The sequence below is a fragment of the Streptomyces sp. NPDC002835 genome, from assembly GCF_053591995.1.
On record NZ_JBSFUW010000009.1, the window covers coordinates 23502 to 43481 of the forward strand.

General features: G+C 72.0%; 21 protein-coding genes, 1 tRNA gene, 1 pseudogene and 1 riboswitch. Of the genes and pseudogenes, 13 read left to right on the top strand and 10 right to left on the bottom strand.

Features of this window, described 5'->3' with window-relative positions; genetic code table 11:
- Window positions 1–23 precede the first annotated feature (23 nt).
- Window positions 24–115: riboswitch (ZMP/ZTP riboswitch) on the bottom strand.
- Window positions 116–280: 165 nt separating this feature from the next.
- Window positions 281–1486, top strand: a complete 1206-nt coding sequence (gene rocD, locus ACWD01_RS12115; protein ID WP_451160768.1) for an ornithine--oxo-acid transaminase — start codon at window positions 281–283, stop codon at window positions 1484–1486.
- A 52-nt stretch (window positions 1487–1538) separates the two neighbouring features.
- On the opposite strand, the gene pdxR is transcribed toward rocD, so the two are convergent.
- A complete protein-coding gene (gene pdxR, locus ACWD01_RS12120; protein WP_451160770.1) occupies window positions 1539–2990 on the bottom strand; it encodes a MocR-like pyridoxine biosynthesis transcription factor PdxR in 1452 nt (483 codons plus the stop codon).
- Between the two features lie 47 nt (window positions 2991–3037).
- Between pdxR and ACWD01_RS12125 the strand changes: the two genes are divergently transcribed.
- From ACWD01_RS12125 to ACWD01_RS12135, 3 genes are read left to right on the top strand one after another with little or no spacing between them, the layout of a single operon-like run.
- Entirely contained in the window at window positions 3038–3535 is a 498-nt protein-coding gene (locus tag ACWD01_RS12125) for a carboxymuconolactone decarboxylase family protein (RefSeq protein WP_451160772.1), read from the top strand.
- A gap of 54 nt (window positions 3536–3589) precedes the next feature.
- Window positions 3590–4345, top strand: coding sequence for an isocitrate lyase/PEP mutase family protein (locus tag ACWD01_RS12130; protein WP_451160774.1), 756 nt, complete (start codon window positions 3590–3592; stop codon window positions 4343–4345).
- Window positions 4346–4396: 51 nt separating this feature from the next.
- Window positions 4397–4738, top strand: a complete 342-nt coding sequence (locus ACWD01_RS12135) for a hypothetical protein (protein ID WP_451160776.1) — start codon at window positions 4397–4399, stop codon at window positions 4736–4738.
- Between the two features lie 239 nt (window positions 4739–4977).
- Here ACWD01_RS12135 and ACWD01_RS12140 read toward each other — a convergent pair whose 3' ends face one another.
- From ACWD01_RS12140 to ACWD01_RS12160, 5 genes are all read right to left on the bottom strand, one after another.
- Window positions 4978–5946, bottom strand: coding sequence for an ABC transporter substrate-binding protein (locus ACWD01_RS12140; protein ID WP_451161115.1), 969 nt, complete (start codon window positions 5944–5946; stop codon window positions 4978–4980).
- A 104-nt stretch (window positions 5947–6050) separates the two neighbouring features.
- A complete protein-coding gene (locus tag ACWD01_RS12145) occupies window positions 6051–8036 on the bottom strand; it encodes an ABC transporter permease (protein WP_451160778.1) in 1986 nt (661 codons plus the stop codon).
- Between the two features lie 52 nt (window positions 8037–8088).
- Complete coding sequence (locus ACWD01_RS12150; protein WP_451160780.1) at window positions 8089–9267, bottom strand: quaternary amine ABC transporter ATP-binding protein; 1179 nt, start codon at window positions 9265–9267, stop codon at window positions 8089–8091.
- The gene (locus ACWD01_RS12155; RefSeq protein WP_451160782.1) at window positions 9264–10811 is read right to left on the bottom strand and encodes a GMC family oxidoreductase; all 1548 of its coding nucleotides are present in this window, start codon (window positions 10809–10811) and stop codon (window positions 9264–9266) included. The genes ACWD01_RS12150 and ACWD01_RS12155 overlap by 4 nt, the downstream gene beginning before the upstream one ends.
- Before the next feature lie 20 nt (window positions 10812–10831).
- Window positions 10832–12319: an aldehyde dehydrogenase family protein gene (locus ACWD01_RS12160; protein ID WP_451160784.1), complete on the bottom strand. Its 1488-nt coding sequence runs from the start codon at window positions 12317–12319 to the stop codon at window positions 10832–10834.
- A gap of 178 nt (window positions 12320–12497) precedes the next feature.
- Here ACWD01_RS12160 and ACWD01_RS12165 point away from each other — a divergent pair, with 178 nt between their 5' ends.
- The 3 genes from ACWD01_RS12165 (at window position 12498) to ACWD01_RS12175 (ending at window position 13993) form a co-directional block, all read left to right on the top strand.
- Window positions 12498–13214, top strand: coding sequence for a DUF6882 domain-containing protein (locus ACWD01_RS12165; protein WP_451160786.1), 717 nt, complete (start codon window positions 12498–12500; stop codon window positions 13212–13214).
- 78 nt (window positions 13215–13292) lie between these two features.
- The gene (locus ACWD01_RS12170) at window positions 13293–13691 is read left to right on the top strand and encodes a type II toxin-antitoxin system RelE/ParE family toxin (RefSeq protein WP_451160788.1); all 399 of its coding nucleotides are present in this window, start codon (window positions 13293–13295) and stop codon (window positions 13689–13691) included.
- Window positions 13688–13993, top strand: coding sequence for a helix-turn-helix domain-containing protein (locus ACWD01_RS12175; RefSeq protein WP_451160790.1), 306 nt, complete (start codon window positions 13688–13690; stop codon window positions 13991–13993). Before ACWD01_RS12170 ends, ACWD01_RS12175 begins: the two co-directional genes overlap by 4 nt.
- A 69-nt stretch (window positions 13994–14062) precedes the next feature.
- On the opposite strand, the gene ACWD01_RS12180 is transcribed toward ACWD01_RS12175, so the two are convergent.
- On the bottom strand, window positions 14063–14320 hold the full coding sequence (locus ACWD01_RS12180; protein ID WP_451160792.1) for a hypothetical protein: 258 nt from the start codon (window positions 14318–14320) through the stop codon (window positions 14063–14065).
- Window positions 14321–14343: 23 nt separating this feature from the next.
- Window positions 14344–14511, bottom strand: a pseudogene (locus tag ACWD01_RS12185) (IS200/IS605 family accessory protein TnpB-related protein); the annotation flags it as partial.
- Here ACWD01_RS12185 and ACWD01_RS12190 point away from each other — a divergent pair.
- The 6 genes from ACWD01_RS12190 to ACWD01_RS12215 all read left to right on the top strand — a co-directional run bounded on the left by ACWD01_RS12190 (window position 14445) and on the right by ACWD01_RS12215 (window position 19126).
- Window positions 14445–14924 (top strand): hypothetical protein, encoded by a 480-nt coding sequence (locus tag ACWD01_RS12190; RefSeq protein ID WP_451161128.1) that lies wholly within the window; start codon window positions 14445–14447, stop codon window positions 14922–14924. The pseudogene ACWD01_RS12185 and the gene ACWD01_RS12190 overlap by 67 nt on opposite strands.
- Before the next feature lie 24 nt (window positions 14925–14948).
- Window positions 14949–15212, top strand: a complete 264-nt coding sequence (locus tag ACWD01_RS12195; protein WP_451160794.1) for a hypothetical protein — start codon at window positions 14949–14951, stop codon at window positions 15210–15212.
- Complete coding sequence (locus ACWD01_RS12200) at window positions 15209–15580, top strand: hypothetical protein (RefSeq protein WP_451160796.1); 372 nt, start codon at window positions 15209–15211, stop codon at window positions 15578–15580. Before ACWD01_RS12195 ends, ACWD01_RS12200 begins: the two co-directional genes overlap by 4 nt.
- A 404-nt stretch (window positions 15581–15984) precedes the next feature.
- Window positions 15985–16650 carry a GOLPH3/VPS74 family protein gene (locus ACWD01_RS12205; RefSeq protein WP_451160798.1) on the top strand — a complete coding sequence of 222 codons (666 nt, stop codon included), beginning with the start codon at window positions 15985–15987 and terminating at the stop codon, window positions 16648–16650.
- A gap of 79 nt (window positions 16651–16729) precedes the next feature.
- Window positions 16730–16801, top strand: a tRNA-Pro gene (locus tag ACWD01_RS12210).
- A 3-nt stretch (window positions 16802–16804) separates the two neighbouring features.
- A complete protein-coding gene (locus ACWD01_RS12215) occupies window positions 16805–19126 on the top strand; it encodes a hypothetical protein (RefSeq protein ID WP_451160800.1) in 2322 nt (773 codons plus the stop codon).
- A 151-nt stretch (window positions 19127–19277) separates the two neighbouring features.
- On the opposite strand, the gene ACWD01_RS12220 is transcribed toward ACWD01_RS12215, so the two are convergent.
- Together ACWD01_RS12220 and ACWD01_RS12225 are read right to left on the bottom strand one after the other, a co-directional pair.
- Entirely contained in the window at window positions 19278–19586 is a 309-nt protein-coding gene (locus tag ACWD01_RS12220) for a helix-turn-helix domain-containing protein (protein ID WP_451160802.1), read from the bottom strand.
- Between the two features lie 171 nt (window positions 19587–19757).
- Window positions 19758–19958, bottom strand: coding sequence for a hypothetical protein (locus ACWD01_RS12225; protein WP_451160804.1), 201 nt, complete (start codon window positions 19956–19958; stop codon window positions 19758–19760).
- Window positions 19959–19980: the final 22 nt, after the last annotated feature.

The following is a 19980-nucleotide window of genomic DNA, read 5'->3' on the forward strand; positions in this document are numbered from 1 at the left end:
GACGGTCCGTGACGGTCGTGGTCCCGGGGTGCCCAGGCGGGCGGCACCTCGCGCAAAATGCCCGCGCACGGCTCCCTCGGGGTCGCTTCCCCGTACGCCAGTCGCCGCGCGTGGCCACCACAGTAGCGGCCGGACCGGCGGCCGCGCGGGGCGTTCCACACTGCGAGCCGCGCACGGAGCGGGACGATGGAGAGGAGGCCGGGCACGGCGGAGCGGGCCCCCGCGAGCCCGCCCCGCCCAGCCTTGCGGGAGAGAGCCGTCCACGACGATCGGAGGACCCGTGTCGAGCACGACAGCCGCCTTCGCCTCGGCCGAGGCGCACAGCGCGCACAACTACCACCCGTTGCCGGTCGTCGTCGCCACGGCGGACGGCGCCTGGATGACGGATGTCGAGGGGCGCCGCTTCCTCGATCTGCTCGCCGGGTACTCGGCGCTCAATTTCGGCCATGGCAACCGCCGGCTGATCGAGGCGGCCAAGGCGCAGCTCGACCGGGTCACGCTGACCTCCCGCGCGTTCCATCACGACCGGTTCGGCGACTTCTGCGCGCAGCTCGCCGAGTTGTGCGGCATGGAGATGGTCCTGCCGATGAACACCGGCGCGGAGGCGGTGGAGACGGCCGTCAAGACAGCCCGCAAGTGGGGCTACCGGGTCAAGGGGGTACCGGCCAACATGGCGAAGATCGTCGTGGCGGCCGACAATTTCCACGGTCGGACGACCACGCTCATCAGCTTCTCCACCGACCCGGAGGCGCGGTCGGACTACGGGCCGTACACCCCGGGTTTCGAGATCGTCCCGTACGGGGACCTGACCGCGCTGGAGTCGGCGGTCACGGAGAACACGGTCGCCGTGCTGCTGGAGCCCGTGCAGGGCGAGGCGGGTGTGGTGGTCCCGCCGGCCGGCTACCTCGCCGGCGTCCGCAGGATCACCCGCGAGCGGAACGTGTTGTTCGTCGCGGACGAGATCCAGTCGGGCCTGGGCCGGACCGGCACGACCTTCGCCTGCGAACACGAGGGCGTGGTGCCGGACATGTATGTACTCGGCAAGGCGCTGGGCGGCGGCGTGGTGCCGGTGTCCGCCGTGGTCTCCTCGGCCGAGGTGCTGGGCGTCCACCGGCCGGGTGAACACGGTTCGACGTTCGGCGGGAATCCGCTGGGCTGCGCCGTCGCCCTGGAGGTGATGGCGATGCTGCGCACCGGCGAGTTCCAGCGGCGCGCCGCCGAGCTGGGTGACCACCTCCAGCGCGAGCTGCGCCTGCTGATGGACACCGGCGCGGTGACGGCGGTGCGGGGGCGCGGACTGTGGGCGGGCGTGGACATCGCGCCGGAGCACGGCACCGGCCGGGAGGTCTCGGAGCGGCTGGTCGACCTGGGGGTACTGGTGAAGGACACCCATGGGCCGACGATCCGGATCGCCCCGCCCCTGGTGATCAGCAAGGAGGACCTGGACTGGGGCCTGGACCGGATCCGCGCGGTACTGACCGGCTGACGGGTGCGTGCGCGGCGCGGCCCGGCGCCCGGTCGGCGCGGCGTGACCCGGACTACCCCAGGGCCCGGCACAGGGCGGCCAGGGCGCCCGTCCAGGCGCTGTCCGGTGGGGTGGCGTAGCCGACGACGAGGGCGTCTCTGCCGGGTGGGGTGTCCGGGTGGCGGAAGCGGCCGAGCGGCTCGACGGCCAGGCCCTGCCACGCCGCCGCCCGTACGGCCGACTGCTCGGTGCCGGGGGGCAGTTCGAGCACCGCGTGGAGCCCGGCGGCGATCCCGCTCACCCGGATGCCGGGTGCGTGGGCGGCGAGCTGCCGTACCAGCTCGTCGCGGCGGCGCCGGTAGCGCAGCCGCATCCCCCGTACATGCCGGTCGTACGCCCCGGAGGCGATGAACTCCGCGAGCGTGAGCTGGTCCGGGGTGCTCGACATCCATGCGGCGCCGCCCTTGGCCTCCAGCACCTCGTCGACCAGGTCCGGCGGCAGCACCATCCACGCCAGTCGCAGCCCGGGGGCCAGCGACTTGCTCGCCGTGCCCAGGTAGACCACGCGCTCCGGGTCGAGGCCCTGGAGCGCGCCGACGGGCTGGCGGTCGTAGCGGAACTCACCGTCGTAGTCGTCCTCCAGGATCACGCCGCCCGTCCGGCGCGCCCAGTCGACGGCCGCCGCCCGCCGGTCGGGGTGCAGCGGCAGCCCCACGGGGAACTGGTGGGCGGGCGTCACGAGGACGGCTCCGGCGCCCCGCAGCTCGTTCTCGCCCAACCCGGCGGTATCGGTGCCCAGTTCGTCGAGCGGCAGTACCGGGGTGCGCAGCCCGGCGTCGGTCAGCAGGTCGCGGTGCACGTCGAGTCCGTAGGACTCGACGGCCACGTCCCTGACCCGCCGCTGCCGCAGCACCCTGCCCATCAGTGCGAGGCCGTGCACGAAGCCCGCGCAGATCACGATGCGTTCGGGGTCGGCGTACACGCCGCGCGCCCGTGCCAGGTAGTCGGCGAGCACGGTCCGCAGTTCGACGCGGCCGCGCGGGTCCCCGTAGCCGAAGGCGTCGTGGGGTGCGGCGGTGAGCGCCCTGCGGGTCGCCTTGAGCCACTCGGCGCGCGGGAAGGAGGCCAGGTCGGGGCTGCCGGGGAGGAGGCTGTACGCGGGCCGGCCGCGCGCCGGGCGGGCCCTGACCGTGCCGGTGGCGGCCTTGCGCGGCACGGACCGGCGCGCCACCCGCGTACCGGACCCCTGCCGCGCCGTGAGCCAGCCCTCCGCGACCAGCTCCGCGTACGCGTCGGCGACGGTGTTGCGGGCGATCCCGAGGTCGGCGGCGAGCGTACGGGACGACGGCAGCCGGACCCCCGGCGCGAGCCTCCCGCCGCGCACCGCTTCCCGCAGCGCCTCGGTCAGTCCCTGCCGCAGCCCGGGTCCGCGCAGTTCGAGGTGGAGGTCCGCGCCGACCGCCCGGAAGGCGTCAGAGGCGGCCGGGGTGCCGTCGGAGGCGGAAGTGGCCCGGGAATCCTTCATGGAAATGGACCATACCGCTGCGCCACTACCGTTCTACGGTCGTACCCATGACGACCACCAACGAGCCCAAGGCCCCCGAGCAGGTCCCCCGCATCAGCTGGACCGAGCACGCCCCCGACGTCTACAAGGCCATGGTCAGGCTGGACCAGGCGTCCCGCAGGCATCTCGACCCGGCGCTGCTGGAGCTGGTGAAGATCCGCGCGTCGCAGATCAACCACTGTGCCTTCTGCCTCGACATGCACAGCAAGGACGCGCTGGCGGCCGGCGAGTCGATGGAGCGGATCGTCCAGCTCGCCGCCTGGGAGGAGTCCCGGCACTTCTACACGGAGAAGGAGATCGCTGCGCTCGAGCTGACCGAGGCGGTGACGGTGCTCACCGACGGTTTCGTCCCCGACGAGGTCTTCGAGCAGGCCGCCAAGCACTTCGACGAGACCGAACTGGCCCATCTCATCTCGGCGATCACGGTCATCAACGCCTGGAACCGCTTCGGCGTGACGGCACGGCTGACCCCCGGTCACTACACGCCCGGCTCGCTGAAGCACTGAGCTGAACCCCTGAACCGCAGCAGTGAACCGAAGCAGCTGAACCGAGGGGACGCGATGTCCACGAAGGCACAGGCGTTCCGCGCCCTGCACCACGGCCGTGAGGCCGGCGATCCGCTCGTACTGCCCGGACCGTGGGACGCCGCGAGCGCCCGCGCCTTCGCCGACGCCGGCTTCCCCGCACTCGCCACACCGAGCGCGGGGGTCGCGGCGTCACTGGGGTACGAGGACGGAGACACTCCGGCCGAGGAGATGTTCACGGCCGTCGCCCGGATCGCACGGGCCGTCGACGTGCCCGTGAGCGCGGACGTCGAGGACGGCTACGGCCTGCCGCCGGGGGAACTGGTGGCCCGCCTCCTGGACACGGGCGCGGTCGGCTGCAACCTCGAGGACACCGACCGTGCGACGAAGACGCTCAAGGACCCGCGCCGGCACGCCGACTGGCTGGCGGAGGTCCGTGCGGCGGCAGGTGCGGACCTGTTCGTGAACGCCCGCGTCGACACGTTCCTGCGCGGCGTGGACGACCCGGCCGAGGCCGTCGAGCGCGTCCGGCTGTATGCGGAGGCGGGCGCGGACTGCGTCTACCCGATCACCGTCCCGGCCGAGCGGCTGCCGCTGCTGCGGGCCGCGACGGACGTGCCGATCAACGTGTTCGCGTCCGCGTCCCCGGGCGACCCGACGGTGGCCGAGCTGGGCCGGCTGGGCGCGACCCGGATCACCTTCGGCCCCGGACTGCAGCGCCGGGCGCAGGCGGCGGTGGCGGACATCGCCCGCGAGCTGTACGGGCGGGGACCTGGGGCCGCGAAGCTCTGAAGTGGCTCAACTGCGTTGAGCCGCAGGCCGGTCGCGGGACACGATCACCGTATGTTCAACATCGGCAAGCGGGAGCAGTCAGTGATCGTGGTGCGGGACGCGGACGGCATCGAGGCCGCGGTCCGCGCCGCGCTGGACGGGGCCACGCCCGAGGAACGTCCGGGGCTCGCGCGGGCCCTGGAGATCGTGGCGGAGGCGTCGGCGGCGACGTACGAGGAGCTGCAGGCGCAGTGGGTACGTCAGCGGCTCGACGCCGCGGGCGTGCGGGGCCCGGCGGACTCGGTCCCGGCGATCAAGGCCCTGCGCGAGGCGGCCCCGGGCCTGAGCCTCAAGTCGGCCGTGGACCTGGCGAAGACGGCCCGGGCGACGGAGTCGACGCGCCGCAGCGCCTAGCCAGAGCCGGGCCCGCGCTCCGGGCCGGAACCACGCCCACGCGCCGCCCCGTAGCGCGCCCACGCGCCGCCCCGTACCGGGCGCGCGCCAGGAACGCCGGCAGCCCCGGACCCGTCGGGTCCGGGGCCGCAGTGCCGGTTGCGGGACCGGCGGGCGTCAGGCCGCCGTGGGCCGCCCGGGCCGGGGGCGTGGTGCCCGCGGCGCCCGCCCCGGACCCTGGCCCGGCCCCACCTGGGGCGTTACTTCTTCGGCAGCCACGTCTTCCACGTCGACTCGTTGGCCTTGACCCACTTCTCGGCCGCGGCCTCGGGGGACATCTTCTCCCCGGCGATCATCTGCGCGACCTCGTTCTGCTGCTCGGTCGACCACTTGAAGTTCTTCAGGAACTCCGCCGCGTCGCCGCCGTTCTTCGCGAAGTCGGCGTTGAGGAACTTCTGCAGCGGGGTGTTCGGGTAGGCGCAGGCGACCTTCTTCGGGTCGGCGTCGCAGCCCTCCTTGTACTCGGGGAGCTTGACCTCGACGAGCTCGACCTCGGCGTTCAGCCACTGCGGCGTCCACCAGTACGTCAGGAAGGGCTTCTCGTCCTTGACGTACTTCTTGATGGCCGTGATCTGCGCGGCCTCGGAACCCGCGTAGTTCGTCTTGAGGTTCAGGCCGAGGTTCTTGATGATCGCGTCGTCGTTGGTGACGTAGTCCGGGGAGCCCTCGAGGATCTCGCCCTTGTCGCCGCTCTCGGCGGTGGCGAACTCCTTGGCGTACTTGTTGAGGTTCTTCCAGTCCGTCACGTCGGGGTGCGCGTCGGCGAAGTACTTGGGCACGAACCAGCCGATGTGGCCGGTGACACCGAGGTCGCCGCCCTTGACGACGGTCTTCTTGTCCTCGATGTACCGCTTCTCTTCCTTGGGGTGGCCCCAGTCCTCCATGATCGCGTCGACGTCGCCCTTGGAGAGCGCGTCCCAGGCGAGGACCTCGCCCATCTGCTGCGACTTGACGGTGTAGCCGAGCTCCTTCTCCAGGAGGTACGCGGCGACGGCCGTGTTGGCCTGCGCGCCGACCCAGGAGGGAACGGTCAGCTTGACGGTCTTGTCGCCGCCGGCCGCGTCCTTGCTCTTGCCGGTGTCGGCGGCGCCGCACGCGCTGAGCGTGAGGATGCCCAGGGCGCCGACGAGGGCGGTGGCGGTGCGGATGGTTCTGGTGCGGTTTCGCATGTTGGTGCTCCTGCTGTTGGTGACGGGGACGTCGGTGGTGGGTCTGTGGTGGTTCACGGGCGGCCCGTGGTGGTCCGCGGGCGGTCCGTGGTGGTCCACGCCGGTCATGGGCGCTTCCGGGTCGCGGGCTGCGTGACCCGGTCGAGGACGAGACCGAGGCAGACGATCGCCAGGCCGGCGGTCATGCCGAGGCCCATCTCGCCGCGGGACAGGCCCTTGACCACGTCGTAGCCGAGCGCCCCTCCGCCGACGAGCGCGCCGACGACGACCACGGCGAGGACCAGCACGACGCCCTGGTTGACGGCGAGCTGGAGGGCCGGGCGGGCGAGCGGCAGCTGGACCTGGAAGAGCTGCTGCCTGGTCGAGGCGCCGAGCGAGCGCGCCGCCTCCATGGCCGCGGGGTCGACCTCGCGCAGCCCCTGGGCGGTGATGCGCACGACGGCGGGCAGCGCGTACACGACGGCGGCGATGATGGCCGAGGCCCTGGTGACGCCGAAGAGCGCGACGACCGGGATGAGGTACACGAACTGCGGCATCGTCTGCATCGCGTCGAGCACCGGCCGCAGCATGCGTTCCAGACGCCCGGCACGGGCGGACACCACGCCCACGAACACGCCGACGACCAGGGTGACGACCAGCGCGGCCAGCACCTGCGAGAGCGTGTTCAGGGACTTGGTCCAGACGCCGAGAACGCCGATCGCCGACATGGCGAGCGTGGCGGTCAGGGCGGTCGCCCAGGTGCCGACGATCCAGGCCAGGGCCGCGACGATCAGCAGGACCGACCACCAGGGCAGCCAGAGCAGGCCGTCCCGCAGCGGGTTGAGGATCCACAGGGTGAACTGCTCCGACCAGACCTCGGTGCCGCCGAGGACCGGGATGCCGGAGGAGACGTGCTCGGTGATCCAGCTCTGCGCCTTGTTCACCGGCGTGGAGATGTTGAACGTCCACGCCTCGGGCCACGCCCCGCCGACCAGGAACCGGGCGGAGACGGCCACGGCGACACCCGCCGCGACCAGGCCCCAGGCGGAGCGGCCGTGCAGCAGTCCGCCGCCGGGGTCGGACTGGCCGATCCGGTCGCCGGCCGCGGCCGTCGTACGGTCCAGCCAGATGGCGATCAGCACGATCGGGATACCGGCGGTCAGCGCCTTGCCGACATCGACGGTGGAGAGCGCCGAGTAGACCTCTTCGCCGAGGCCGCCGGCGCCGACGAGGGCGGCGATGACGACCATCGACAGCGCCATCATGATCGTCTGGTTGAGGCCGAGCAGCATCTGCTTGCGGGCGAGCGGCACCCGCGCGGTCCGCAGCCGCTGCCACGGGCTCGCGCCGAGCGACGCGGACGCCTCGAGCACCGAGGGGTCGGCGCCGCGCAGTCCGAGCGCGGTGAGCCGGGCCATGGGCGGGGCGGCGTAGATCACGGTGCAGAACAGCGCGGCCGGTGTGCCGGTGCCGAAGACCAGCACGAACGGCAGCAGGTACGCGAAGGCCGGCAGGACCTGCATGGTGTCGAGCACCGGCCGCACCGCGCGGTTGATCCGGTCGGACAGGCCGGCCGCCAGGCCGATGAGTACACCGAGCAGTGCGGCCAGCGCCACGGCGACGACCATCAGCGCGATGGTCAGCAGCGTGGCGTCCCACATGCCCAGGAGCCCGCAGAGGGCGAACGCGCCGAAGGCGGTCGCGGCGACCTTGGCGCCGGCGCGGCCGAGTCCGGCGGCGCGCCAGGCGACGAGGACACCGACGGCGAGGACGCCGAGCCAGCCCATCGAGTGCAGCACGTCGTACACGCCGCCGACCGCGTCGGTGGCGCTGTTGGACAGGTGCAGCAGGAAGTAGAGGAAGAGCGGGTGGGAGTCGCGATTGTCGATCACCCACCGATTGGCGTCGTCGAGCGGCCCGGAGATGTCGATGTGGAGCGCCGCGGGCCAGCTGCCGCTGCCCCACAGCGCGATCCCGGCGGGCACCAGCACGACCGCGAGCGCGGCGAGCACCAGCAGCTTGCCCTTCACGGGGTGGCGCAGCGCGTCGCGGAACGACGGGCCGGTGATGTTCTTCTTCTCCGCGGCGGGCGCGGACACGGCGGCGGTCATCGCGGCCACCGCCCGTCGGTGTTCCGGCGGCGTGCCGGACGCGTTCTGCGGATCACGCGGCGACCCCCTTGGGGGCGGTGATGCCCGCCACGACCCCCAGCAGGTCCGCGTGGCCGACGACGCCCAGGCACCGGCCGTCCTCGACGACGCGGGCGGTCTGCCCGGTGCGGGCCACCGCCTCGATCGCCTCGAAGACGGTCGCGCCGGGGGCGAGCGCGGGTCCGCCCTCGCCCTCGTCGCCCTCGGCGAGCCGCATGGCGGTGCGCACGGTCATGACCTGCTCACGCGGCACGTCGCGGACGAAGTCGCGTACGTACTCGTCGGCGGGGGCGCCCACGATCTCCTCCGGGGTGCCCAGCTGGACGATCCTGCCGTCGCGCATCAGCGCGATCCGGTCGCCCAGCTTGAGCGCCTCGCTCAGGTCGTGGGTGATGAAGACCATCGTGCGGCCCTCCTCGCGGTGCAGGCGGATGACCTCTTCCTGCATGTCGCGGCGGATCAGCGGGTCGAGTGCGCTGAACGGCTCGTCGAAGAGCAGCACCTCGGGGTCCACGGCGAGGGCCCGTGCCAGCCCGACGCGCTGCTGCTGGCCGCCGGACAGCTGGCCGGGCCTGCGGTTCTCCAGGCCCTCCAGGCCGACCTTCGCGACGACGTCGGCGGCGCGCGAGCGGCGCGCGGCCCGGCCCATGCCCTGGATCTCCAGGCCGTAGGCGACGTTGTCGAGGACCGACTTGTGCGGCAGCAGACCGAAGTGCTGGAAGACCATGGAGGCACGGTGGCGGCGCAGTTCGCGCAGCCGCGTGGTGTCCATGGAGAGCACGTCCTCGCCGTCGATGGCGATCGATCCGGACGTCGGCTCGATCAGCCTGGTCAGGCAGCGCACCAGCGTGGACTTGCCGGAGCCGGACAGGCCCATGACGACGAACACCTCGCCCTTGCGGACGTCGAAGGAGACGTCGCGCACGGCGGCGGTGCAGCCGGTGCGTTCGCGCAGCTCGGTGGGGGCCAGCGCGGCGAGCTCGGGGTCGGCCGGGACCTTGGCGGCCTTCGGGCCGAAGACCTTCCACAGGTCGCGTACGGAGAAGACGGGCGGCTCCTCGCCGGACGCGGCGTCACCGCCGGGTCCGGGCGCGTCGGACGCCTTGGCGACGGACACTCCCGCGTCCGTCGTCCTCGGCTCCGGCCCGGACTCCGACTCCGTCGAATCGGTCTTCGTGGGATCTGACTTCATCGGTTCCCGCCCCTCTTGTCGGCTTGTGCGCCCAGCAGGTCAGCGCATTTCTCCCCGACCATCAGGACGCCGATCATCGGATTGACGGCCGTCATGGTCGGGAAGACGGACGCGTCGGCGATTCGGATGCCGTCGAGGCCCCGGATCTTCAAGTCGGGTGCCACGACGGCGAGTTCGTCGTCGACGGCGCCCATCCGGCAGGTGCCGGCCGGGTGGTAGACGGTGTGCGCGACCTTGCGCGCGTACTCGCTGATGTCCTCGTCGGAGGTGACCTCCGGACCCGGGCAGACCTCGCGCCCCAGCCACCCGGCGAGCGGCTCCCGCGCCGCGATCTCGCGGGCGAGCCTGATCCCGTCGACGAGGGTGCGCGCGTCGTAGTCGTCCTCGTCGGTGAAGTACCGGAAGTCCAGCGCCGGCTTGACCTCGGGGTCCGCGCTGGTCAGGTAGAGCCGGCCGCGGCTGCGGGGCTTGGGGATGTTCGGGGTCATCGACACGCCGTGCGCGGGGCGTTCGTAGCCGAGCCGCTCCGGGTTGTCGGTGAACGGGACCTGGTAGAAGTGGAACATCAGGTCCGGGCCCTCGGACGCGGGGTCGCGCCGTACGAAGAGGCCGGCGTCGCTGTCCATCGCGGAGTTCTCCGGGATGGGCCCGTGGGTCTCCCAGACGATGACCGACTCGGGGTGGTCGAGCAGGTTCTCGCCGACGCCCGGCAGGTCGTGGACGACGGGTATGCCGAGCTTCTCCAGGTCGGCGCGCGGTCCGATGCCGGAGTGCATCAGCAGCCGCGGTGTGTCGACGGCGCCCGCGCAGACCAGCACCTCGCGCCGCGCCCGTACGACCCGCTCCTCGCCGTCCTTGGCGCGCACGTGCACGCCCGTCGCGCGCGTCCCGTCCAGCTCCAGCCGGTACGCCCAGGTCTCCAGGGCGATGTGCAGGTTCGGCCGGTCGAGGAAGGGGTGCAGATAGGCGACCGACGCCGACGAACGCTTGTTGTTCTCCGGGTGGTACGCGAGGTCGAAGAAGCCGACGCCCTCGTGGAAGGGCTTCTTGTTGAAGCCCTCGACACGCGGCACCTGGAGCGCGGTCTGCGCGGCGTCGACGAAGTCGCGGGCGATCGCGTTCCGGTCGGCCTCGTCGACGGGGACGATGTTGTTGCGCAGCTTGTGGAAGTACGGGTCCATGGCCGCGGCGTCCCAGCCGTCGGCTCCGGCCGCTGCCCACTCGTCCCAGTCGGACGGCAGCGGCTTGAAGGCGATGAGGGTGTTGTGCGACGAGCAGCCGCCGAGCACGCGGGCGCGGCTGTGCCGGATGTGCGAGTTGCCGCGCGGCTGCTCGGTGGTCGGGTAGTCGTAGTCGAGTTCCCCGCCGAGCAGGCCCATCCAGCGGCGCAGGATCAGCACGTCGTCACGGCCGACGTCGCTCGGGCCGCCCTCGATGACGGCAACGGTGACACCGGGGTCCTCGGTGAGCCGTGAGGCGATCACCGAGCCGGCGGTGCCGCCGCCGACGACGACATAGTCGTACTCGTGGATGTGGTCGGTCATGGTGTGTGCTTTTCCTTGGCTCAGCCCGCGAACCAGCGCACGGGGCGCGGGGCGAGGTTCTGATAGATGTGCTTCGCCTCGCGGTACTCGGCGAGTCCGGTGGGCCCCAGCTCGCGTCCGATGCCGGACTTGCCGAAGCCGCCCCACTCCGCCTGCGGCAGATAGGGGTGGAAGTCGTTGATCCAGACGGTGCCGTGGCGCATCAGGCGGGCCATCCGCCGGGCCCGTCCGGCGTCGGCCGTCCAGACGGCGCCGGCGAGGCCGTACTCGGTGTCGTTGGCGAGCGCCAGGGCCTCTTCCTCGGTACGGAAGGTCTCGACGGTGAGGATCGGGCCGAAGATCTCCTCGCGGATCACGCGCATGGAGCGGTGGCAGTGGTCGAGGACGGTGGGCCGGTAGAAGTAGCCGGGGCCGTCGGGCTTTTCGCCGCCGGCCCGCAGGACGGCGCCTTCCGCGAGGGCGGAGGCGACGAAGTCCTCGGTCTTGGCGAGCTGCTGCGCGGAGACGAGCGGGCCGCACTCGACGCCCTCGTCGGTGCCGCGGCCGAGGCGGATCTTCTCGGCCCTGCGGGCGATCTCGGCGACGAAGCGCTCGCGGAGCGACTCCTCGACGATGAGCCGCGATCCGGCGGAGCAGACCTGCCCGCTGTGGATGAAGGCGGCGTTGAGCGCCTGGTCGACGGCGGTGTCGAAGCCCTCGGGGGTGGTGCAGGCGTCGGCGAAGACCACGTTCGGGTTCTTGCCGCCGAGCTCCAGGGCGACCTTCTTGACGCCCTCCGCGGCGGCGTGGGCGACCTTCGTACCGCTGGCGAGCCCCCCGGTGAAGGACACCATGTCCACGTCGGGGTGGTCGGCCAGCCGGGCGCCGACGGGGTCGCCGGCGCCGGTGACGATGTTGGCGACACCGGCGGGCAGTCCGGCCTCGGCCAGCAGGCCGATCAGCGCGACGGTGGTCAGCGGGGTGATCTCGCTGGGCTTGACCACAAAAGTATTGCCCGCGGCGAGAGCCGGGGCAATCTTCCAACTCGCTTGGAGGAGTGGGTAGTTCCACGGCGTGATGAGGGCGCACACACCGAGTGGTTCGTGTACCACCACGCTGTGGACGTCGTCGGAGCCGGCGTCGACGACGCGTCCGCCGCTCTCGTTCATGACGAGGTCCGCGAAGTAGACGAAGGCGTCGCGCACGCAGTCCACGTCCACGCGGCCCTCTTCGAGGGTCTTGCCGGCGTCCTGGCTCTCCAGGGCGCCGATCTTCTCCCGGTCCCGCTCGAGGAGCGCGGCGACCCGGCGCAGCAGTGCCGCGCGCTCGGCGACCGGGGTCCGCGGCCACGGCCCGTTGTCGAACGCGTCACGCGCGGCGGCGACGGCGGCGTCCGTGTCCGCGAGGCCACCCTCCGCGACGACGGCGAATGCGGTCGCGTCGACGGGGTCGATGATCTCGCGCGTGGCGCCGGAAACGGCTGTCCGCCACTCTCCGCCCACATGGATGGTCCTCTGCACTGCCGACACGTCGCCTTTTGCCCTTCGTTTTCCGCTTTGTTCCACCGGTCGTCCGACCCAGCGATCTGGCCGCCTGCCCCCCACGGCCGAAACCATGCGCAACGACTCACGGAAAGTGACCCGGCTCACGGACGCGGCTCCGCGAAGCGTCCGGACGACGCGCGCCGTGCCCCCATAGGGTCGGCCCATGGCCACGACCTTCAGCGACCCCTTCCGCCACCTCACCGAGCAGCACGCCGCCTGGGGTGCGGAACAGCTCGAGACGTTCAACGCCTTCATGCCCGCGGGCGAGTGGAGCGCCGACCTCGAGCAGTGCGTGTACCGGCAGTCCGGGCGCGAGCTGACGGTCTCGCTCCTCGGCAGCTACGACGTCAATGAGCACTCATGGCTGTGGGCCTGGGCCAACCCCGGCTTCGGCGGCACACCGGTCGCCGCGGCGGCAGAACGGCTCCGCGCGTACGGCCAGGCCCACGGCCTGCCCGAGTTCACCGAGGAACTCGTCCCCCTCGCCGGCCACGACGACCCCCGCCGCGCCGTCGAGACCCTCGCCTTCACGGCGATGGGCGTGCTCGGCGCCCCCGGCTACATCGGCGTCCAGGCCAGCGCCGACGGCCGCGCGTACCTGGTCCCCGACGACCCGCGGGTCCCCCGCGCCGAACCGGACGCCATCACCCTGCCCCGCGTCCTGCTCACCGGCACCAGCCTGATCGCCGGCTCGGCCCGCCGCACCGTCACCGGCTACTTCGACCACCACGACCTCCCGCGGCGTACCGCCGCCGACCGCCTGAGCGCGGGCCTCCCGGACGGCGGCACGGTCGAGGTACTCTTCGACGACCTCGACCGCATCGCCTCGGTCCACGTCAACACGGGGGCGCCGGGCGGGGATCAGCCGGTCGGGCACTGAGCCTCCCCGGGGAGCGACGGGGCAGAGGGCAGCACATCCCACTTGCCAGGAATATTAGTTCCTGCTAATTTTCCTGATGTGGCTGAACCCTATGAGCTGCGCTTCTTCGGAGATGTGCTGGACTGGATCAAGACGCTCGCCAAAGAGGACCCCGATAGCCATCTGCATGTCATAGCGGCCCTGGAACGGCTTCAGGAAGTGGGCCCGGCGCTCCGTCGTCCGACAGTCGGCGCCATCGAGAAGAGCCGCTACCGGAACATGCGGGAGTTACGTCCACGCAACGGAGGCGCGGTAAGCATTCGCATGCTGTTCGTCTTCGATCCCGAACGGCGGGCCGTCTTCCTTGTGGCGGGCAACAAGGCGACAGGAAGGCAATGGGCCGCCTGGTATCCAAGGGCGATCAAGGAAGCGGACGACAAGTACGCTGCCTACCTCGAGGCACTGGAGCAGGAGAAGAAGGAAGGGCAGGGCAGATGAATTTCGGCACCATGGCCGACCTGACGGCTGACATCACCCCAGAGAAGCGCGAGCGCATCGACGCCATCAAGGCGGAAATGATCGACGCGGAGCGCGGACACGAGCTTGCCACTCTCCGCAAGGCCCAGGGCTTCACACAGACTCAAGTCGCCGCGGCAATGGGGGTCACCCAAGGACGTGTCAGTCAGATCGAGCGGGGCACGGCCCGCCTGGACACCGCGACCATGGCCGCATACCTCCATGCGATCGGTGGCGAGCTGACCATAACGGCCACCGTGGGGAACCTCTCCGTACGACTCTGAGCCGATCCGGGGCCACCCCGGTCCGATCACCGGGACGGAGTTGGCGCTCCTCCTCGACCGGTCCGGCGCCTACGGCGCCGGTGCCTGCGCCCTCCGGCCGTGGCGGACGGCCGCGCCCGCCGCGAGGGACAGCAGCGTGAAGATCGCGGGGTTCACGAAGGCCGGCACGAAGTCGTACGCGTACCCGTCCGACCAGCGGCAGACCGAACTCACCGGGAAGAGGCTGTCTCGCATGTTCTCGAGGTTCGGCCCGCCCACCGGCCAGGAGGACCCGTACCGCTGCGGCCCGCACGTGTAGTACGCGTTCTCCAGACGGATGACGCACATGACGCCGAACAGATAGACCGTTCCTATTCAGTGAGCAGGAGTGGGTCTTGGACCCGTTCCTGGTCGCTGCGGACATCCCGAACGGTGTTGGGCGTCCTGGTCGCCCGCGTTCGCTCCGCGTCCGGTGGCACGCATCGTGTGCGTGGTCCGGGGATGCGGGGGCGGGGTTCCTCACGCCCGAGGGTGCCCGGGCCAAGCGCCCCCGCCCCGAGCCCACCTGCCGCCCCCCGACCTGCCGGGCCTCTCCGAACTGCTCCACCGGCCCGCCGCACAGCTCCTCGCCGGGCTGCGGTCCCTCGATCCCCGCCTGACGCTCTCCGTACGGGACATCGCCGACCTCGTCCCGGCCGTCACGAGGTGGCTGGACCGTGACGCACCCGGGCCGCACATCGCCCGTACGCTCGCCGCCGCACTGCCCGCGGGCACCCTGCACCGGCCGTCCCGGCTGCTCGCGTACCGCCTCGAACACTGGCTGCCACCCGAGCTGCCGCCGCCCGCCGTGCCGGTCGGCGTCGTCCCGCTCCAGGAGTGCGAGGACTGCGGCCGCCCGTTCAGATCGACGATCCCCGGACACTGCCGCGGCTGCCGCCCCACCACGGGCTGAGGTATTCAAATGTATTCTCACGTCATGGCAGACACGACGATCAAGATCAGCGACGAGGTCCGCGACCGACTGCGGACGCTGGCCGAAGAACGTGGCACCAGTGTCCGCAACCTCGTCGAGCGTCTGGCCGCCGAGACGGCGACGGAGGCCGAGCGCACGGAACGCACCGCGCGGGGGCTGGCCCATGTCCGCGCGAACCTGTGCCGGGATCTCACTGACGACGACGTGCAGCGCGCCCAGCTGTGGCGGGCGGACATCGCGGCCGGCCGCGTCGGGAGGCGCAGGTGATCATCCTTGATCACACCGCGGTTCTCGCCCTGCGCAGAGGGCACCGCTTCCTCTCCGGCCTCGCCGTCGTCGAAGCGCCCGACCCCGCACAGCGCGCCCATGTCCCCGCGCTCTGCCTGGTCTCGGCGAGCCTGGAACTGCCCGGCGTCGCGGCCCACGTCGGGGCGCTGCCCGGCCTCGAGTTCGACCCGCTGGACTTCGCCGCGTCCACCGCCGTCGAGCAGGTCGTGGCCTCGGGCATCGACTGGCGCCACGCCCACGCGGTGCACGCCGCCGTGTCGGGCGCCGTCGACGGCCAGGTACTCAGCACGGCACCCGAGGCCTACGACGGAACCGGGGTGTGGGTGGTCGACATCGGCAAGCCCTGACGACTGCCGCCGCACCGCTTCCGCCCAGGTCTGGATTTTCAGCCACTCCATCCCCTTGACTCCGGACATATCGGGAGGAGACTGGTCTTTACACCAGATGACCGGAGAGAGCCGCACCCGTCGGAGGAGACGTCCACCGACCCGCGTGACCCAGTCCCACGGCTCTGGCCAGGCCCCCGGCGGGCCGCTCGAGAGACCTGCGGTCAGCGACGACTGGCGCGTACGGAAATCGATGCGGACCACCGGGGACTGTCGTGTGTCCAGGCCGCCTGGGCTCTCGCAGGGGACCGCGCCTGCAGCCGGTCCGCTGCGCCCCTCGGCCGCGGGAAACTCGCGCGAGGGAACTGGGGATGCCGCCCGCTCGTCCCACTGATCAGGAACCAACCGACCGAGGGGGAAGACGCATGGCGGTCACGCTGGCCGAGGAGATCATGCTGCTGTCGCTGGACGACGAGTCCGGGGCGGCGAAGGACCGGCAATCGGCCGGGTGGGCCGTGGCGGGCGGGATTCTGCTCGATCTCGTCATGGCGGGGCGCGTCTCGGTGAACGGCGAGCGGATCAGGATCACGGACGCCACGCCCACCGGCACCCCGCTCCTCGACGGCCGCCTGGAGCAGCTCACCGCCTGGGCCGCCCGCAGCAGCAAGCCGCGGAAGGTCACCGACTGGCTGACGAAGGACCACTCCAAGGCCGTCGGCGCCACGATCGACAGCCTGCGCGAGCGCGGCCTCGTGGCCGAGGAGCAGCGCAGGGTGCTGGGCCTGTTCCCGGTGAAGCGCTACCCGGAGGCGGACGGCTCCACCGAGCGCGAACTGCGCGAGCGCCTGGCCGCCGTCGTCCTGCACGACGCCGCCCCGGACGACCGTACGGCGGGCCTGGTGGCCCTGATCCACTCGGCCAAGCTGCACCGCCTCGCCTTCCCCGACGTGCCGCGCAAGCAGCTCGCGCCGCGGATGACGGAGATCGCCGACGGCCAGTGGGCGGGCGACAGCATCCGTGAGGCGATCCGCAACATGCAGGCGGCGATGGTCGCGGTCACGGTGGCGACGGCGGTCGTGGTCACGGGCTGAGCCACCAGCGGCGCCGGCTTCACGGCTGGGAAAACCGCGTTGTCCGGCGTCCTGTCGCGTGGCTAGTGTTCGAGGCCATCGACGTGTAGCTCAGCAGCAGAGCGCCGGGCTCGGGACCCGGAGGGCGCGGGGGCGGGACCCGCCACGTCGGCTTATGAACGAGAACGCTGAGCAGCAGCAGCCGGTCACGGCATCGCCGTCCTACGCCTGGGGGCAGTTGGCCAAGGCGTTCACCACCGCGGTGACGCACGAGGACGCCGCGACACGCCTGAATGCCGAGGACCGGGGACGGCGCTGGCGTGCCGTGCTGTCCGGAATGGCCGACGGGCGGCTGCGCATCGGTTCGCGCAGTCCGGTGGCGGGGCTGCCCGCCTGGGTCACCCTCGACGTCGTCCGCGGCGGTTTCGCCACCGGCAGTCCGAGCGCCGGCGGCCCGCTCCTGCCGTACGAGACCGACGCCGCGCGCCGTGCGGGTGTGCCGGAGAACCGTGCGGCCCTGTTCGCCCACGGTCTCACCGAAACCGGTCTGGCGGGCCTGTGGGAGCTGCTGGACAGCGGCCGCTACGAGGTGGCCGTTCCCGAGGAGGCCGCCCTGCTGACGGTGGCCTGGCTGGTGCGCGCCGAAGAGATACGGGCCGCGGTCGAACTCGTCGAGGAGCTGCGTCCGTTCGCGGACCGGCTGCGCTTCACGCCCCGGCCCACCGTCTCCCCCGCCCCGGACGTCATGGCCGTCCACCGCCGCACCGTCGCGGAGGCCGCAGAGACGCTGGCCCGGCGCGGGCCCAACCGGGCCGTGGAGACACAGCGGGAGGCACTCACCGTCTGGCAGCCGTTCTCCGACGAACTGCTCGCCCACTGGCTGGAGACCGCCGGACCGGACGGGACGTTCGACCGCGCGCCCGGTCACGACTGGCACGCCCGTGGGGAGGCCCTGCTGCGCCGCTACCACGTGCTGGCGGCAGAGCACGTCCTGTGCGGGAAGCACCGCGATCCCAAGGAAAACCTGGGTCTGCTGCGCGTCGCACTCGAGGAGACCGTGGCCGGACGCACGTTGGACGCCCGCCGGCTGGGGCTGCTGCGGCACGCCGTCACCTCCATGGTCCGCAAGCGCGGCCTGCCGGGTTCCGGCCGCCACACCGCGCTGCGCCAGGAGCAGGCGCGCCAGGCCGCGCTCCCTTCCCACCAGGCCGTGGCCCAGGTGGTGTCGGGCCGCCTCTCGGTCCTGCCCCAGGGGGCCGGCGCGGCTCGTGTGTCCCCGCTCGTCGCTCCGGTCACCGAGCAGGAGCACCGTGAGACAGGGGTACCCGCCGGGGCAGCGGTGCCGCCGGCGATCCGGCAGGTCGTCGAGGCCGCGCTGAGCGCACCGATCGGCACCCTGGTGGAGCGGGGCGTCGTACCGTCGGCCGAGGTTCTGGCGGAACTCGTACCGCAACTGGTCGCCGCGACCACGGCGCAGAGCTACCGGGACGAACCGCTGCGCACGTTGATGGCGTCGAACTACCGCGCGTTCCGCAACCGCCGCTCGCTGCTGCTGCTGAATCTGCAGCAGCAGGTGCGGGTGGAGGAGCTGCCCTGGGTGCGGGCGGCCGCCGTGCACCGTGAAGGCGGCGCGGCGACCGAGGAGGCCGCCCTGGTGGCGCTCCGCCGGCTCGCCGGACTGAGCGTGCAGGCGTTTCCCGCCACGGTCCTGCCGAACCCGCTCGTCCGGGAGTTCGGCGTGCTGGCCCGCCAGGCGGACGTGCGCGCGCCACTGGTCGAGGAACTGGCCGCGGACATCTTCATGGGGACCTTCAGCCCCAAGTTCCTGCACGCGGCCCGGGACGCCGCCGAGCTGTTGCGCGGCACTCTGTACGAGCGCTACTACGGGATCGACTACACCGCCGTCCGCAACATGGCCGTCGCCGAGATCGGCGAATCGCTGAGCCGCTCGTACGGTGCCCGGACGTCTCCCGGCTTCGCGAGGCTGTGCACGGAGCGAGCCGGCGGCGCCGGGTCCTTCTCCGTCGCGGCGAACGGCAGGATCATCGAACAGTCGCAGATCCTCACCACCCACAATCTCGCCACCCTGGTCCACCGGGTCGGTGTCGCACCGGATGCGGGCTGGGACGAACTGGCCCTTCGCTGCTTCGCCTCGGTGTGCCGGCTGACCGCTCGGGTGCACAACAACCCGCGTCCGCTGGGCACGATCAAGGACGCGGCGTACGCGTGGCGGCAGATGCTCTTCCATCTGTCCCTGTGCACCGCCGACCGGCAGTCCCATGTGCTCGACCATCTGGAAGCGGACATGATCCGCCACCCGGCGCACGTCACCGCCCGCCTCGGCCCGGCGCTGGCAGGGCTGCGACTGGCTGCCGCGGGCGGGCACTTCTCCGCCGACGGCACAGCCGACGATGGCCGGGCGCGGCGGTTCCTCGGATGGGCCACCGACGGCCACTGGATGCGACCGGACCCGTCGGCGGCCCCCGATCGCCGATGAGCGGACGCGAACGGGACGATCCCGGCGGCGCGTGCTCCGGGTCCGGGCGGATTGCCGGGCTCTCGCCCGACACGCGCCCGCCCTCGGTGGCCGAAGCCGCCGGGGGCGGGGTCTGCTGGACGCGCCCCGGGCCCGGGCGTCGGCGAGCCGGTCAGGCGACGTGGCCCTCGAAGACGAACACGGGGGTCGCCCGGGGGTCGATCCGGGCACCGGCGTCGAGTGCCGTGGCGAGTCGTTCGATGAGCTCACGGGTCGGGTCGGTCCCGCTCTCCTCGATCTGCTCGATGTCGGCTTCCCGCATCCCCGCGCGGCCTGCCAGTTCCTCAGCGGTCCAGCCGAGCGCCGAGCGCCGCTCGTACACGGCCTGTGCAAAGTCCATACGCCGCCCCGCGGCCACATAGGCCGGGTCCTCCCGGTGTTCGGACGGGACGTTCCACTTCGTGTGATATCCCCTGCTCATCAGGCCTCCTCGGCCCTGCTGTAGACGTGGGGCTCATCCGCCGGCGGATGCTCCGCTTCACATGCCTTACGCGCCCGCTGTGCCCTCAGCGCACCTCTTCAGTCTGCCGCATCTTCCTCTTCCGGAATGCGGTCAACAGAACGATGCGCCGTGCCGGCGCGCACCAGTACGTCACGCGAAAGGCTCCGATGCGCAGTCCCGCAGTCCGTCGCCGAGGTGACTGGACAAAGGAAAGGGCAGCAGGGGCCCGTCCTCGGCCAGTCTGTCGGCGAACCGTTCGACGGCACGGTGGTCCGCGGTCGGCAGCATCTCCAGCCAGGACCGTACTTCTGGTTCGAGCTCGATGGTGTACAACTTCGCCGGCTCCAGCACAGCCGTCCCTCCCTGAGCACGT